This window comes from Lederbergia ruris (assembly GCF_018332955.1).
Classification (GTDB): domain Bacteria; phylum Bacillota; class Bacilli; order Bacillales; family Bacillaceae_C; genus Lederbergia; species Lederbergia ruris.
Genome location: NZ_BORB01000018.1, coordinates 40946 through 54762 on the forward strand (window position 1 = coordinate 40946; position 13817 = coordinate 54762).

Annotated in this window: 15 protein-coding genes; 1 reads left to right on the forward strand and 14 read right to left on the reverse strand. The window is 39.5% G+C overall.

The annotated features are described in order from the left end of the window. Positions 1-147: 147 nt before the first annotated feature. From KI363_RS11695 to metG, 8 genes are all read right to left on the reverse strand, one after another. Positions 148-333 (reverse strand): small, acid-soluble spore protein, alpha/beta type, encoded by a 186-nt coding sequence (locus tag KI363_RS11695; protein WP_158324327.1) that lies wholly within the window; start codon positions 331-333, stop codon positions 148-150. A gap of 216 nt (positions 334-549) precedes the next feature. Then, positions 550-819, reverse strand: a complete 270-nt coding sequence (gene veg / locus KI363_RS11700; RefSeq protein ID WP_057987673.1) for a biofilm formation stimulator Veg — start codon at positions 817-819, stop codon at positions 550-552. A gap of 435 nt (positions 820-1254) precedes the next feature. Continuing rightward, the gene (gene yabG / locus KI363_RS11705; RefSeq protein ID WP_158323748.1) at positions 1255-2160 is read right to left on the reverse strand and encodes a sporulation peptidase YabG; all 906 of its coding nucleotides are present in this window, start codon (positions 2158-2160) and stop codon (positions 1255-1257) included. Between the two features lie 47 nt (positions 2161-2207). Then, on the reverse strand, positions 2208-3089 hold the full coding sequence (gene rsmA, locus KI363_RS11710; RefSeq protein ID WP_158323747.1) for a 16S rRNA (adenine(1518)-N(6)/adenine(1519)-N(6))-dimethyltransferase RsmA: 882 nt from the start codon (positions 3087-3089) through the stop codon (positions 2208-2210). Next, positions 3089-3646: a ribonuclease M5 gene (gene rnmV / locus KI363_RS11715; protein ID WP_158323746.1), complete on the reverse strand. Its 558-nt coding sequence runs from the start codon at positions 3644-3646 to the stop codon at positions 3089-3091. The genes rsmA and rnmV overlap by 1 nt, the downstream gene beginning before the upstream one ends. 244 nt (positions 3647-3890) lie before the next feature. Beyond that, positions 3891-5186: a resuscitation-promoting factor gene (locus tag KI363_RS11720; RefSeq protein ID WP_212966398.1), complete on the reverse strand. Its 1296-nt coding sequence runs from the start codon at positions 5184-5186 to the stop codon at positions 3891-3893. 271 nt (positions 5187-5457) lie between these two features. After that, a complete protein-coding gene (locus KI363_RS11725; RefSeq protein WP_158323744.1) occupies positions 5458-6225 on the reverse strand; it encodes a TatD family hydrolase in 768 nt (255 codons plus the stop codon). Between the two features lie 253 nt (positions 6226-6478). Continuing rightward, positions 6479-8446, reverse strand: a complete 1968-nt coding sequence (gene metG / locus KI363_RS11730) for a methionine--tRNA ligase (protein ID WP_158323743.1) — start codon at positions 8444-8446, stop codon at positions 6479-6481. 379 nt (positions 8447-8825) lie between these two features. On the opposite strand from metG, the gene abrB reads away from it, so the two are divergent. Then, positions 8826-9104: a transition state genes transcriptional regulator AbrB gene (gene abrB / locus KI363_RS11735; RefSeq protein ID WP_158323742.1), complete on the forward strand. Its 279-nt coding sequence runs from the start codon at positions 8826-8828 to the stop codon at positions 9102-9104. Between the two features lie 73 nt (positions 9105-9177). Here abrB and rsmI read toward each other — a convergent pair whose 3' ends face one another. The 6 genes from rsmI to holB all read right to left on the reverse strand — a co-directional run bounded on the left by rsmI (position 9178) and on the right by holB (position 13686). Beyond that, positions 9178-10053, reverse strand: a complete 876-nt coding sequence (gene rsmI, locus KI363_RS11740; RefSeq protein WP_246516846.1) for a 16S rRNA (cytidine(1402)-2'-O)-methyltransferase — start codon at positions 10051-10053, stop codon at positions 9178-9180. Then, complete coding sequence (locus KI363_RS11745) at positions 10016-10321, reverse strand: GIY-YIG nuclease family protein (protein WP_158323741.1); 306 nt, start codon at positions 10319-10321, stop codon at positions 10016-10018. Before KI363_RS11745 ends, rsmI begins: the two co-directional genes overlap by 38 nt. Further along, positions 10305-11051, reverse strand: a complete 747-nt coding sequence (locus KI363_RS11750; protein WP_212966399.1) for a tRNA1(Val) (adenine(37)-N6)-methyltransferase — start codon at positions 11049-11051, stop codon at positions 10305-10307. The genes KI363_RS11745 and KI363_RS11750 overlap by 17 nt, the downstream gene beginning before the upstream one ends. A gap of 435 nt (positions 11052-11486) precedes the next feature. Then, positions 11487-11852: a DNA replication initiation control protein YabA gene (gene yabA, locus KI363_RS11755; RefSeq protein ID WP_158323739.1), complete on the reverse strand. Its 366-nt coding sequence runs from the start codon at positions 11850-11852 to the stop codon at positions 11487-11489. A gap of 15 nt (positions 11853-11867) precedes the next feature. After that, positions 11868-12692 (reverse strand): PSP1 domain-containing protein, encoded by an 825-nt coding sequence (locus tag KI363_RS11760; RefSeq protein WP_212966400.1) that lies wholly within the window; start codon positions 12690-12692, stop codon positions 11868-11870. Further along, complete coding sequence (gene holB, locus KI363_RS11765; RefSeq protein WP_212966401.1) at positions 12685-13686, reverse strand: DNA polymerase III subunit delta'; 1002 nt, start codon at positions 13684-13686, stop codon at positions 12685-12687. The genes KI363_RS11760 and holB overlap by 8 nt, the downstream gene beginning before the upstream one ends. Positions 13687-13817: the final 131 nt, after the last annotated feature.

The following is a 13817-nucleotide window of genomic DNA, read 5'->3' on the forward strand; positions in this document are numbered from 1 at the left end:
GGATTCATAAAATCTCTTTCCTCTTCTAAAAAAATAATTGTTATAGTGGTGTAGATAAGGTATATAAGAGAGCCTTAGACATAAAGAAAGCCGAAGCAAGAGGCTTCGGCTGCGGGAATTTATATTTTGTTTCAAGGTTGATTCAGATCACAAATTATCAGGTTTATTAGAAAGTTGTTCTTCAGCAATTTCAATGGCTCTTTTCACCATATTCCCTGCATCTCTGGCTTTTATTCCGCCCCATCCTTCTTTCTGGACAACATCATAAAATCCCAGTTCTTTTGCCAACTCTTCTTTCATCTGATCAGACATGATCCCTCTTCTACGACCCAAAACAAACTCCTCCTTTACCCGCCTTTTTATTGTGATCATGGAGGAAGAATTTTATCCTGGATAGTAGTGGAATCACGACGTAACTCAATCATATCGCAAGCGCCTATTTAAAGGATGCGAGGAAGCTAGTCGCTGGGCACCGGAACTGGATCCAAAATTAGCCCAAATTTATACCTTTCTATCCTAAAAGCAAAAACAGCAGTAAACAATTTTTGTTTACTGCTGTCCTAATGCTAAACTACCTGCTGTATCCTCAAAAAATGTTAGTTCAACTGTTTCAGTAAGTACATCTGCATAGCTATAGGAAACACGTTCAAATGAATTTTCCTCTTGATCTAATTCGATGACAAAAACCGATGGATAAGTTTCTGCCAAAACCCCAGAACGCTCAATTGTCTTTCTGCGGCCTCCATTGGCTTTTAACATTAATCTCCTTCCTAAATTTGAATCAAGAGATCGTTTAATGCTTGCTAATGTTTTTGGCATTGGTTCCACCTCACTAATGTTTATTATAACACAGGATGGAAAAATGGTCAAACAAATGATTAATTTTAACAGTCTTCACGTTAAGTTGTCAACACTTTTTTATCTACAATATCGCCCATTTTCCTACATTTTTTAGTATGGACCTATTTCTAAAAATTATGTATAAAAGATCTGTTAAGCATGAGTACACCGATTAGTAAGAGGGAAAATGGCATTTTTAAAAGCGCCTAGCCCGCTAGATCGATTCAATCAAACATCGTGGAGGCCCAACAGGATGTTGGTCAAAACGGCGAAGACATGCGGACGGAGACCCACAGGATGTGGGTTACAAAGGCGTTGCGCCAGGACGGCGCGCCTTTAGCCTTTGATCCATAACTTAGCCGTTTATCCCTTGTTCATCCATTTGATCCTTACTGAACATCCTTCTTAAAGAAGTTATTCATCTATAACAGGCTTATAAGGCATACCGGTTCGCAACACACCTCTCGTTTCGATTCCCCCTATCCCCTTCTCACCTGTTAATGTATTGCGTAAGACATCCCACACATTGATTCTTTCCATAAAAGGAGTAAAGCAAATTTTAGCTACAATATAAACAGGATCTAGTGCATGTATATTGACCCGTTGTGGTGAACTAGCAAAATTAGCTCCAGCGTGTATAAGCGATTCAAAGTGAGATTGACAGGCTCCCGCAAAGATGACCAATTGGTCGAGACTATGCACCTTTTTTCGGGCTTCTCTCACGGTTTCAACAAAAAATTTTGAATGTCGATAAGCATTTAAGTCAAACTTCTTCCCCTTAGTTTTAGAGTAAGCATCGTGTCCGGTAATGACTAGAACGTCTGGGCGATAATAATCCAATAAATCCCCTATCTGATAATGCATTTCTTTTTCATTACAGTGAATACCATATACGGTTACACCTATTTCATCATATAAACGAAGACATTTTTCTAAATAAGAACGGTCCCCATCAAGATGTAGAATGCGTCCCGGTAATTGGAAATACCCAAAATCCTGCCGATACCCTTGTGTCGCTTTAAATTCCTGTTTATGCATTAATAAGTCTAGATCTTGCCGAAATAACTCCAATGATTGATCTTCAAGCGAGCGAACAGTTGTAGACCTTTTAAGTCGGTCTGACTTATCCATTGGAAGAAGATCAGCAAGCGGTGCATCTGCTATTAGCCGATAATCTTCCCCATATAAAATAGCGATCTTTTCCCCATCTTCTTCAAGGATATCGGTTACTCTAAAAATAATGTCACAGTTATATGATACGCGGCCCACAATCATATTGAGCTCTACCACAGCCGTCAACTCCAGAAAATTAGCATTCATTCTCTATTAGGCTATGCACGGTTCGTATGCCGTGTGCATGCAATGAATTAACTATTTGGGTTGACGAATTCCCATAATGAATCACTTAATTTCCCAAACTCCTCGATTGTGAGTGTTTCACCACGTCTTTTAGGATCAATATCAGTTTTATGCAGAGCGTCCAAGATAAATTCCTTTTGATCCTTTCCAAGTCCATTTGATAAGTTATTTAAAATCGTTTTACGTCTTTGCGCAAAAGATTTACGGATGATGTCAAAAAAGAATTCCTCATTCAAAACTTGAACGACTGGCTGCTCCCTTTTTATCAGCCGAATAACAGCAGAATCCACATTAGGTTGTGGCATAAAAACAGTTTTGGGAACAATCATTACCGTTTCTGGTATTGTGTAATATTGGATAGCAATAGACAAAGAACCATATTCCTTTGTCCCTGGCTTCGCTGAAATTCGATCAGCCACTTCCTTTTGCAACATAGCGACGATTCCCCGTAAAGGAAGACGTTCCTCCAATAACTTCATAATAATCGGTGTTGTTACATAATATGGGAGATTCGCCACAACCATTAAATCCTCTATACCATCGAATTTCTCCGCAATCACGGTCTTTAGATTGGCCTTCAGTACATCTTGATGAAGAATTTCGACATTTGCATAAGGAGACAAAGTATCTTCTAATATCGGCAGCAAACGGCCATCGATTTCAAATGCCAGCACTTTTTTGCTAGTTCTTGCTAAATGCTCAGTCAAAGCACCGATACCTGGGCCAATTTCAATTGCACCTGAATGCTTTGTCAAACCAGCTACCTCAGTAATATTTCGCAAAATATTAGGATCAATTAAGAAATTTTGCCCTAAACTCTTTTTAAATGAAAAACCATATTTATTTAAAATTTCCTTCGTCCGTATCGGAGTAGCAATATCCTTTTGCATTATGTACGCTCCTCTTGGAAAATCTCTTCTAGCGCCTGTTCAAAGTCACTTTTCGAAACCTGAAACATCCTTAATCGCTTATGAAGCTGTTTTCCGTTTGTATAACCAATTTTTAATAATTGGCCGATTCTTTCTCTTCGTTCTTTTGACTTTGGTTCCCCAATCAATCCAGCTGCTAGTAGATCTTCCTTTGTAATGACCTCTGGTTGTGACTCCAACATAGGCTGAGCTTCTCTCAATGCTTCCTGGATCACTTCTACGGAAGCATGTTCCACTCCAAGACCCTTCCCATTATGAGCAATTGCCTTTTTCTTATCAATAAAAGCATGTTTACAACCTGGCACTTGTTCAGAAATGGTCTTTCGGATCTTTTCACCTGGAAAATCAGGATCTGTTAGAACAATCACACCTCTTACCTTTTGTGCATGCTTAATCTTCTCGATCGTCTCCCGAGAGACAGCGGAACCATTTGTTTCAATCGTGTCTGCATCAACTGATTTATGAATAGCTCGGGTATCATCTTTACCTTCTACCACAATTATTTCTTTTATTTTCATTTTTCCTCCAAAAAAGTGAAACGTTTTTGATTCTTATACGTCTATATATAGTAAGATAGTTTTCCCCTATCTTCTTGACGATTATCTTTTGGATCATGCCAGTGGAACAAAAGGTAATCGTCTTTTTTTAAATTATAACATTAGGTTTAACTTTATCCACAACCAGACATTTTTATCACACAAGTGCAAGCATTTGTTTAAACGAAAAAAAAGCAGAGAAATATATTCCCTGCTCCCCATCTATTTAATTCAATACCCGTACTTTTACATTTTTTCGCCCAAAACGATATGCTTGATCTTTACTTGGTACAAATAAATCAATCCGATTTCCTTTAATTGCACCACCCGTGTCACCTGCTATCGCATATCCGTAACCTTCTACCCATACTTTAGAGCCAAGGGGAATAACACTCGGATCAACAGCAACCACTTTGGCATTTGGATTTGAATTCAAATTAATCCCTGTAGCTGTGACACCAGAACAACCATTACAACTTGCTGTATAAGCTGTTGCACTCATCGTAATTTCATTTCCACCTTGTGGAGCAGCAGAAGCCTCTTGAGTAGAAGCCTCTTGAGTAGAAGCCTCTTGAGCAGCACCTTTATTTGGAGCATCATCATTACTTGTTGAAGCTGTGTTTGACTTGCCGCGTGACACTTGTGCAACTAACACTTTCGTCCCTACAGCTACAATTTTATCTTGGCTATCACTCACTGTTTTCTCTGCCACTAGCTTACGTTTTACTTCTTTACCATTCTCTTTTATTACTTCGTACTCTTTTTTCAGAAGGCCTTCTTTTCCGTCTTGAACGACCTCTTCAGTTCCTTCCATTAGGCTTGAATCTTTTTTTGTTACAAGCGCATACTCAATGGGCTCTTCCACTACATCGGTGACCTTTTCAACGCGGATGACTTTTACTACCGACTTAGGTTCCACGTCTTCTTTAAGATTTGGTTCTACACGATCCAAATCACCTAGTTTAATGTCGTGTTGCTTTAAAAGGTCAGCGACCGTAGTCGAAGTGGTCCAAACCTCTTCTTTCTTCTTCCCATTTTGGAGAGTTAGAAGAAAGGCACGGTCTATATTTAACTGTAATTGATCTTGTATTTCATCCTGCATAGAAAAGTCAATTTCATCATGTTCGTTGATGTCAATTTTCTCCTCATCCAAGAATTCATCTACTGTCTTAGCTGTTGTCCAGTATACGGTCTCTTCATCATCATCCTTCACCGCGACTTGCTTTGCTTTTTCCCACACAACATTTAAGTCGTTTTTGACAGGTGTTTCCATCGGATGAGACAAGTAATCCGTATCTTTCACCGCAACTTCAAGCTCATCTAGAATATCCCCTACAGTATTGGCATGGGTTTTAACTGTCATTTCTTCTCCGTCTATTGAAAGGGCCACCGTTTTCTTTGTCCCTTCATACGTAAGTACGCTCAAAGTAGCTGAAAAAACTATGAAACTAGCAATTAAAATGCCTAATTTCTTACGTGTCATTGATGAAAAAATGAAACTCTTTTTAGGTGTTGTGTTCATCAAAACACTCCTCCTTCTTCTTCTTCGAGAGTTTTACATAAAGGTGTTTAGTTGTCAACCCCCTTCTCTTTCACAAGGTAAAACCTATTATGAACAGATAGATTTGAAAAAGAAAGAGAAACTTCTCGACAATTCCTTTATGAAAGAGGCAAAGTTTGTAGAATAAACGGATAACTCACAAGAAAAACGCAAGCGTTTCACATAAGATGAATGGCTAAAGAAGCGGGAAAATGGCTAAGCCGTCCGGCCTACAGGATGTAGGCCGCTTTTATCAATCAATGCCGAATACTTTTTTAGCATTAGCCGTTGTTTGTTGAGCAACCTCTTGTATACTTAAACCTTTTAACTCTGCAATTTGCTCTGCTACTAATTTTACATAGGCAGGTTCATTTCTTTTTCCTCTATAAGGATGGGGAGCTAAGTACGGACAATCCGTTTCCACCAATAAACGATCCATTGGCACTTGGATCGCTACCTCCTTCGGCTTCTTAGCGTTTTTAAACGTAACGGGTCCTCCAAGAGAAATGTAAAAATTCATAGCTAAGCATTCTTGTGCTATTTCGGGGCTTCCACTAAAACAATGCATAATTCCGCCCACTTGCTCAGCTTTTTCTTCTCGTAAAATCGTTATAATATCTTCTGTTGCTTCTCGATTATGAATAATAATTGGTAAATTTAGCCTTTTAGCTAGTTGAATTTGCTTACGGAACACTTTCTTCTGGACTTCCTTTGGGGACTTATCCCAATGATAATCCAAGCCCATTTCTCCAAGTGCTACAACCTTGGGGTGTCCCGCAACTTCTTCAAGCCAGACAAGATCTTCCTCTTGCATATCAATGGCATCAACAGGATGCCAGCCGACACTTGCGTAGACATGATCATATCGTTCAACAATTTCAAGTGCCTTTTCAATAGTTGGGCGGTCAAACCCGACTACAACCATATATTGAACACCCGCGGCGCTCGCTCTTTCCATGGTTGCTTCAAGATCTTCTGCAAATTGTTCATCATTTACATGGCAATGTGTATCAAATAACATGACTAAAACTCCTTTATAGAGTATACTCCAAAATTACATAACTTTTATATCAGTTGGTTAACATTTACATTACAAAGACTTCAATTCAATAAGGGTTCCATATTGGACTATTTGGAAATGCGCCCAAAACACCATCACAATAAGGTTTTTGTACAAAAAATAACATAGGAAGGTATAGCAAAAATATCATTTTGGCTATCACCTTCTATGTTATTGTGTCACAAAAGCTCTCCATTTATATCAATTATTACATTTAGTTTACAATTGCGCCGATTTCAAGAGATGGATCGACAGAAGCTAACGATAATTTTCCGTCTTTTTCTCCTGCTAAGATCATTCCTTGCGATAACTCGCCTCGTAATTTCACTGGTTTCAGGTTTGCCACAACGATTACCTTTCTACCAACTAATGCCTCTGGTTTATAATATTCCGCAATTCCCGACACAACTTGACGAGTTTCGTAACCAAGATCCAGTTGAAGCTTTAATAGCTTATTTGCTTTTTTAACAGGCTCACATGCCGTTACTTCCGCCACCCGCAATTCAATCTTTTTAAAATCGTCTATCGTGATTTCAGGTAAATGCTGTTCTTCTTCCTTATTCTCTTGTTCATTTTGCACAGGTGTCACGGAATCTCCCTGCATCTTCTCTTTAATAAAGCTGATTTCCTCTTCCATATCTAAACGTGGGAATATTGGTTCGCCCTTTTTCACAACCGTTAAGCCTTCAGGTAATTGCCCAAAGTTCACTAAGCTTTCCCATGATGTTAAGTCATCCGCCGTCACGTTTAACTGGCGTAAAATCTTGTTAGGCGCTTGAGTTAGGAATGGTTTCAGTAATATCGCCACTCTTCTTAATGTATCAGCCAAGTGGACCATTACACTAGCTAATTCATCTCTCTTCTCTTCTGCCTTGGCAAGTTTCCATGGTTCGGTTTCATCAATATATTTATTAGTGCGACTAATCAATTGCCAAACAGAGGATAGGGCAATCGAAAATTCCATTTTTTCCATCGCTTCATCATATTTTTGGACGGTTGTTTCATTCATCACACGCAAGCTGTCATCAAATGGTGTGATCGAACCTTGATAAGTTGGAATCACTCCATCAAAGTACTTATTAATCATCGCAATGGTACGATTCAGTAAATTACCAAGATCATTGGCTAAATCAAAATTAATTCGTTCCACAAAACCTTCAGGTGTAAAGACGCCATCTGCTCCAAAGGGAACTTCTCTTAATAAATAGTAACGTAAAGCATCTAGTCCGTAGCGATCAATCAATGTAACGGGATCGACAACATTCCCTTTCGATTTAGACATTTTTCCATCTTTCATTAACAACCAACCATGAGCAAAAACCTTCTTAGGTAATGGTAAATCAAGCGCCATAAGCATAATTGGCCAATAAATTGTATGAAAACGAACAATTTCTTTTCCGACAAGATGAACATCTGCGGGCCAGTACTTCTGGTATTTCGTATCGTCTTCCGAACCATAGCCGAGAGCGGTAATATAATTTGTTAAGGCATCAATCCAAACATAGATCACATGTTTCGGATCTCCGGGTACTTTCACGCCCCAGTCAAAGGTCGTACGGGAAACAGCCAAATCCTCTAACCCTGGCTTAATAAAATTGTTAATCATTTCATTTTTCCGAGAATCAGGTTGGATAAAATGCGGATTTTCTTCATAAAACGCTAAAAGTCGATCCACATATTTACTCATTTTAAAGAAATAAGATTCTTCTTTTACCTTTTCAACTGGTCGTCCACAATCTGGGCAATTTCCGTTATCTAGCTGACGCTCTGTAAAAAAGGACTCGCAAGGAGTACAATACCAACCTTCATACACATCAAGATAAATATCATCCTGATCAAGCAATTGTTGAAAAATCTTTTCCACTATTTTTTTATGACGTGTTTCGGTCGTACGAATAAAATCATCATAGGAAATATCAAGCTTTTCCCACAATTCCTTAATTCCCTTCACAATATCATCTACATATTCCTGTGGCGAAAGGCCTAATTCCTTTGCCTTCCGTTGAATCTTTTGTCCATGTTCGTCCGTTCCCGTCAAATACATGACATCATAGCCCCGCAGCCTCTTATAGCGGGCCATAGCGTCTCCAGCCACGGTTGTATAAGCATGGCCTATATGTAAATTCCCGCTTGGATAATAAATAGGAGTAGTAATATAAAATGTATTTGCCTTTTCTCCCAATTCAGTCGCCTCCATTGTATTATTAAGAAAAGCTCAAGCGCCTATCAAAAGGACGAACCGCTAAGGGCACGCCGTCCTGGCGTAACGCCGATGGACTCGCTCCCGCAAATCTTGCCGATGGCACCTAGAGCTAAATCCAAACACTAACCAAATTCTACTTTGTTTCAAAGTCGTCCTTTGCACCATAACCTTTTCTATCTTCAAAATATACGTGAAAAAGACCTTTTCCGCAACTTTCAAAATTTGCCCATCCTATTCTCCTATCTCATTGACTATATAGGGAAAAATTGGTATGATAAAAGTAACAAATTTTACCTATAATGAAGTATGAAAGTCCCGAATTCTATAAATTGATTTGTGCCTTTCAGGGGGGATGAGCATGAAATCTACAGGTATTGTTAGAAAGGTCGATGAGCTTGGTCGTGTCGTGATTCCAATTGAGCTCCGCCGTAATTTAGATATTGATGTTAAAGATGCGCTCGAAATCTATGTAGATAATGATCGTATTATTCTAAAAAAGTACAAACCCAGTATGGCGTGTGAAATAACAGGTACTGTTTCAGATGAAAACAAAAGCTTTGCTAGCGGAAAACTTGTCCTAAGTCCTGAAGGAGCAGAGCTATTAATCCAAGAACTCCAAAATGCCTTCCGTAAATAATATGAAAAAGTCAGAAGACACCACTTATTTCATGTAAGTGGTGGTTTTTTTAGCCCACGATCATGCTCCCTTATTACTCAACATGATAAGCTTGATAAACTTCACGCTTCGGTAGTTGACGGTCCTTTGCGGTTTGTTTGATCGCTTCTTTCGAGGAATGGTTCTTCTCATCTATATAGTATTGTACATGGCTTTTCATATCCATTGCACTCCACCATTGTTCCTCCACTTCTTCCTCTTGTTTTTCACCCGGCTCAATAATCAAGCAAAATTCACCGCGGACTTCTTGTTTCTCCGCCCACTCAATGGCCTCATCTACAGAGCCTCTTAGAAATTCTTCAAATTTCTTCGTCAACTCACGACATAATACGATCTGACGGTTTCCAAAAGCCTCTTTCATATATTTTAATGTTTCCTTTAATCGATGGGGAGCTTCATAAAAAATAATCGCCGCCTGTTGCTTTCCTAAAATCTCCAGTTCCGCTCTTTTTTCTTTTTTCCCCCTGGGCAAAAAACCATAGAAATAAAAAGGCTGAGGTTTGATCCCTGACGCAATCAAAGCTGTAACAGCAGCATTTGCACCTGGTAAAGGAACAACGGGAATTTTCGCTTGTATCGCCTGTTCCACAAGTTCATAACCAGGATCAGAGATGCATGGTGTACCTGCATCACTCACTAGAGCGAGATTTTGACCGGCATGCAGTTTTTTTATTAATTCTTTCCCACTCGCTTCCTTATTATGCTCATGATAGCTGACTAATCCAGTGGAAATCTCATAATAGTGGCATAGTCTTTTCGTGTTCCGGGTATCTTCAGCGGCAATTAGATCTACTTCTTTTAAAATGCGAATGGCTCGAAAGGTCATATCTTCTAAATTACCAATTGGGGTAGGAACTAGATATAAAATGCCATTATTCATTTCTTTTGAAAAACTCTTCTGCGTCTGCAATCCCCTCGTCCCCCATTTCCATTAAAAACTTTTCCTTCTCTTTACGTGTTAACTGCTTAAAGGCATACTCGGCCTGCAACGCTGCACTCTTTTGCTCATATTCTGCTGAGTAGATCATTTTAACAGGTCTTCTCGCCCGCGTATATTTAGCCCCTTTTCCACTATTATGTTGTTCTAATCTCCGTTTTGGGTCAATCGTATACCCACCATAATAAGAACCATCTCGACATTCCAATACATAAAAATAATGGTTATTTCTCATTTCCATATAACATGGCTCTCACTTCTTCGTTATATTCATTTTGTTGATTATACACAAATAGCGGAGGGAGAATTTTAAGTCCCGGACGCCCATCCTTGATCCCTTCCACTAAAATCGTGTTCGCCTCTTTTCCTTCTTTAGGGTAAACAAAGCGAAGTCTTTTCGGCTCAAGACGATAGTTTCGCATATGCATGAATAAGTCCATTAATCTTTCAGGTCGGTGAACAAACGAAGCCTTTCCTCCTTGTTTAAGGAGCTGGCTACTGCTTTTGACGACATCTTCTAAAGTACAATAAATTTCATGCCTAGCAATCGCCAAATGTTCATTTTGATTTCTTATCTCAGGAGATTTCGATGAAAAATAAGGAGGATTACAAGTAACAAGATCAAATTGATTAGAGCCTAAAAGCGAAGGCATTTCCTTTAGATCCCCATGAATCATCTTTATTTTATAATCCAATTGATTAAACGTAATACTTCTCTTAGCCATATCAAATAAGCGTTCTTGAATCTCAACACCAGTTATTTCCGCCTTTGTCCGGTTACTTAGTAAGAGGGGAATCACCCCATTCCCACTACATAAATCGATAATTTTCCCCTTTTGAATCGGCAAATAGGTAAAGTGGGAAAGCAAAACAGCATCAAGCGAAAAGGCAAAAACAGAAGGACTTTGGATGATCTGTAATTCCTCTGCTAACAAATAATCTAATCGTTCATCCTCTAATAATTCAATCATGATCGTACTTTTCCTCCATATGGTTCAACTGAAAATGGCTATCCTTTAAAATAGCCCTCCCCACAAAGGAGGAGGGCTCGGACATATAAATGGCCTATTATTACGTGTTCAAAAAGGAGGATAAAAAGGACCCATCGGCTAAGGGCGCTGACGTCCTGTCAGCAACGCCGACACTAGCACATCCTGTGCGTCGGAAGTTCGAGGCGGCACAGTTTCGAGCAGCGGACTTGTACAGGATATACTGACTTCCGTGTTGCCCACGGGACGTGGGCGGTTTTAACGGAAGATCCTTATCACCTGATACATGAGTACAAGGAAAGCTTCCCCGAATCCGCATCGCACGCCGGAAAAGTGGTTTTCTTTTCCAAGGAGCGCAGAAACAAGCCAACGAAGAAATTCGCAGTGTCATTTTTACCGGACTTTTTGAACATCCTATTATTTTTTATTTAAGAAAGATAAGCAAAATAAACAATCCTCATCCAAACGGGGACTACCAAAGTGAATGTTGCAAATATGGAAGCCTTCTTGATAGATTCTAGCGAGGTTATCGTACCCTTCACCAATTTCAGTTATTTTATCGTAGACCGTTTTTCCCGGCTTTTCTCCAGATTCTTCGGGGTTGGAGGCTTTTGGGGTTTCCCCCTCCATAGCTTTTCGCAAATGGTCATTCTCTATTTTCAAGGCATGGTTCTCTTCAATTAAATGAGCTAAATATTGTTTGAGTTCTCCTAATTGCTGGTATAACTCTCCAATCTGCATTTCCATGCTACTGACAGAGTCAAATAACTCCTTTTTATCCATACTTTCTCACCCCAATTATTCCGTGGCCGGGATAGATGATGAGCCCTTCTTAATTTCTTCCAATGTATACTCCAATTGCCTTTCTTGCCCAAACAAATCAATCTGAATTAAACGTTCTAGCATATTTAATCCCGTTACTTTGCCAGGCCCATCCGGAGTTTTAATGGTTTCACCAATATCGGGCAATTCAGCTTTAGCTGCTTCATACTCATCATTTTCATATTTCAAACAGCACATCAATCTACCACAAAGTCCAGATATTTTTGATGGATTTAAAGAGAGGTTCTGGTCCTTGGCCATTTTAATAGAAACTGGCTCAAAATCCCCTAAAAAGGTTGAACAGCATAGCATTCGACCGCATGGCCCAATTCCACCTAACATTTTGGCTTCATCTCGCACACCAATTTGCCTTAATTCTATCCTAGTTTTAAAAATAGCAGCTAAATCCTTCACTAGATCACGAAAATCAATTCTACCGTCTGCAGTAAAGTAAAAAATCACTTTATTGCGGTCAAATGTAAATTCAACATCTACTAATTTCATCGCCAAGCGATGTTCAGCGATTTTGTCAGTACAAATTTGATGGGCCTCTTCTGCTGCGAGCCGATTTTCCTCCACACTCATTTGATCCTTTTCATTTGCAAGTCGAATCACCTTTTTTAAAGGCAATACAACATCATGTTCACTTACTTGCTTAGGTTCCGTTACAACTTTTCCAAATTCGACTCCCCGAGTTGTCTCGACAATCACATAATGATCCTTCGTAATCAAGAATTCCCCCGGATCGAAATAATATATTTTACCGGCTTTTTTAAACCGGACACCAATCACATTATACAAAAGAAGGTCCCCCCTGCAATTTTAACACCAACTGTTCCATTAACAGCTGAGGATTCATATTTGCCTGTAGCATTTGTTTCGCTTCCAATATTGCCATCATTTGTTCAGACAGTCTCCCCGCAGAAGTTTGTAAAGCATCTCCCGCCAACTTTTTCTGTTGATCAGGATAGATCAATTGCTCTTCTTTCCCCAATTGTATATAAAGTATATCCTTATAGATAAATAATAATAGATCCAGTCCTATATCCATTTGCGCCCGTTCCTTAAAATGGCCATTCCATTCATTTTGTAAGGAGGTCATCGCATACAATGGATTTTGCTTCAGGACTTCATATAATTTTAACACTATATTTCGTGCTTGTGCAAACCAATCATCGTGATCAAGGTCAAGTGCTTCCTGTACTTGGTTTGTCATGGCAGATAATAAAGGGGCCTTCGTAGGATGAACCCCTAATTTTATCAACTTGTCCGCCACCACATTGGCTGGAAGTGATTGAAAAGAGATCATTTGGCAACGAGAAATAATCGTTGGCAACATTCGCTGTGGCTGTTCCGTTAAGAGAATCGCCGTTGTTTGCAAATGAGGCTCTTCTAAAAACTTTAATAAACTATTGGCCGCAGAATTCGTCATTTTCTCCGCATCTATAATGATATAAAATTTCTTTTTCGATTCTAATCCTGTTTTATTAAACTCCGCTCGTAACGAACGAATTTGGTCAATTTTAATGGACAGACCGTCTGGTTCCACAATATGAACATCAGGATGATTCCCATTCGAGATTCTTTTACAATTCACACACTGCTCACATGGAACCAAGCCATTTTTAGGTTCAGTACAAAAAAGGCTTTGAGCGACCAGCATACTTGCTGCCCGCTTGCCTGTCCCGTGTTCCCCTTCGAATAAATAAGCGTGGGCAACACGATTCTTCTCAATCCCACTTTTTAATACCTTTGCCGCAACGGGCTGTTCTTGTTCAAAATCTTGCCAGTTCATTTTATCACTCACTTGTGCTTAGGCCCGCACGATGCGGGGCAGAACGGCGCGCCCTTAGCCGTTCTTCCTAGTTATCCAAATTTGTACGTCGCTAAACAGGCGCTTGCGCTTTTCTTTGTCCAGCTACAGCG